The sequence below is a fragment of the Pseudoroseomonas cervicalis ATCC 49957 genome, from assembly GCF_000164635.1.
Classification (GTDB): Bacteria; Pseudomonadota; Alphaproteobacteria; order Acetobacterales; family Acetobacteraceae; genus Pseudoroseomonas; species Pseudoroseomonas cervicalis.
This window is the reverse complement of record NZ_GG770861.1, coordinates 1-1722: the sequence shown is the minus strand read 5'-3', so window position 1 is coordinate 1722 and position 1722 is coordinate 1. Positions and strand designations below refer to the sequence as shown.

2 protein-coding genes are annotated in these 1722 nt (G+C 75.0%); both read right to left on the bottom strand.

What is annotated here, in order from left to right; translation table 11 throughout:
• The coding region (locus HMPREF0731_RS19750) for a HAMP domain-containing protein (protein ID WP_040614165.1) at window positions 1–688 on the bottom strand (688 nt) is incomplete at its 3' end.
• 113 nt (window positions 689–801) lie between these two features.
• On the bottom strand, window positions 802–1722 hold a 921-nt coding region (locus tag HMPREF0731_RS19745), incomplete at its 5' end, for a tripartite tricarboxylate transporter substrate binding protein (RefSeq protein ID WP_007005983.1).

Here is a 1722-nt window from a genome sequence, read left to right as displayed (position 1 = left end):
TCAGGTTGAAGGCGCGCGCCAGCCGCCCCGCCTCCGGGTCGCGGGCCGGCACCGGCATCGGCTCGAACCGGCCATCCCCGGCCCGGTCCAGCGCCGCGGCGACCGCCAGGAAGGGCCGCATCAGCCGGCGCGAGAACAGCACGGTCAGCAGCGCCGCCAGCGCCGCCAGCACCAGGTCGGCCAGCATCAGCGTCACGGTCAGGTGGCGGCGCCGCGCCGCCTGCTCGGGGAAGGCGATCTGCGCCGCGACCAGCGCCACCACCTGGCCATCCTCCAGCAGCTCCCGCTGCGCCCAGGCGGTGTCGCCGCGCGCGTTCATCACCCAGGACGGGCCGGTGACGCCGAGGGCCATGGGCGGCGGGCCCTGCGGCTCGCCGGCGCGGGCCAGCGGCATGCCGTCGCGGTCGCCCACCACGATGGCCAGGTCGGTGACGCCGCGCTGGAAGCCCATGGCGTGTTCCAGCACCGCCTCCAGCCCGGCGAAATCCCCGGCGCGCAGCGGCGGCAGCGCGGCGCCGGAGAGGCTGTCGATATAGACATCGGCCAGCCGCTCCACCTCATGGTCCAGCTCGCGCTGCATGAAGTAGAGCGCCAGATGGGTGGTGCCCACCGAGGAGAGGAAGACGGCGAACCCCACCAGCAGCGGCAGGCGCACCGCCAGGGTCGGGGTTGTGAAAAGGCCGGGCATGGCAAAGAGGCATAGGCGCTTCGCCGCCGCACGGCCAGACGGGGCGTGCGGAACGGGCCCCCGGCACGGCGTCATGCCGTGCGGCGGGGCCGGGCCGCGGCCCGGCCGCAATTCTACTGCTTCTCGATGCCGGCCTGGGTGACCACGGCCTGCCATTTCTCCACCTCGGCGCGGACGAAGCTCTGGGCCGCCTCCGGCCCGGAGCCGACCGGGGTGGCGCCGAGCGCCGCTATGCGCTCCCGCACCGAGACCTGCTGCAGCTGCGCCGCCGCATCCGCCGCGATCTTCGCGGCCACCGGCCCGGGCAGGCCGGCCGGGCCGATGATGGCGCCCCAGGTCGAGGCCTCGAACCCCGCGAAGCCACCCTCGGCCACCGTCGGCAGCTCGGGGAGGAGCGGCAGGCGCTGCGCCGCGGTGGTGGCGATGGCGCGCAGCTTGCCGGTCTGCACATGGCCGAGCACCGCCGGCAGCGTGTCGAACATCAGGTCCACACGGCCGCCCATCAGGTCCGGATGCGCCGCGGTGGAGCCGCGATAGGGCACATGCGTCATCGCCGCGCCGGCGCGGTGGGCGAACATCTCGGCCGCCAGATGCACCGCGCCGCCGGTGCCGGCGAAGGTGATCTCGCCGGGCTTGGCCTTCACCAGCGCCGCCAGCTCGGCCACCGAGCGGGCCGGGAAATCCGGCCGCGTCACCAGCAGCAGCGGCACCGAATAGATCTGCGTCAGCACCGCGACGTCGCGCAGCGTGTCGAAGGGCGTGCGGTAGAGCGCCGCGTTGACCGCGTGGTTGACCGAGACGAAGCCCAGCGTGTGGCCGTCCGGCGCCGCCTTGGCCACCGCGTCGGTGCCGACGATGCCATTGGCGCCGGTGCGGTTCTCCACCAGCACCGGCTGGCCCCAGAGCGGCGTCAGCTTCTCGGCGATCAGCCGCGCGGCGATGTCGGAGGCGCCGCCCGGCGTGTAGGGCACGATGACGCGGACCGGCTGGGTGGGCCAGGCGCCCTGGGCGCGCGCCGGGCGGGCGAGCAGCGG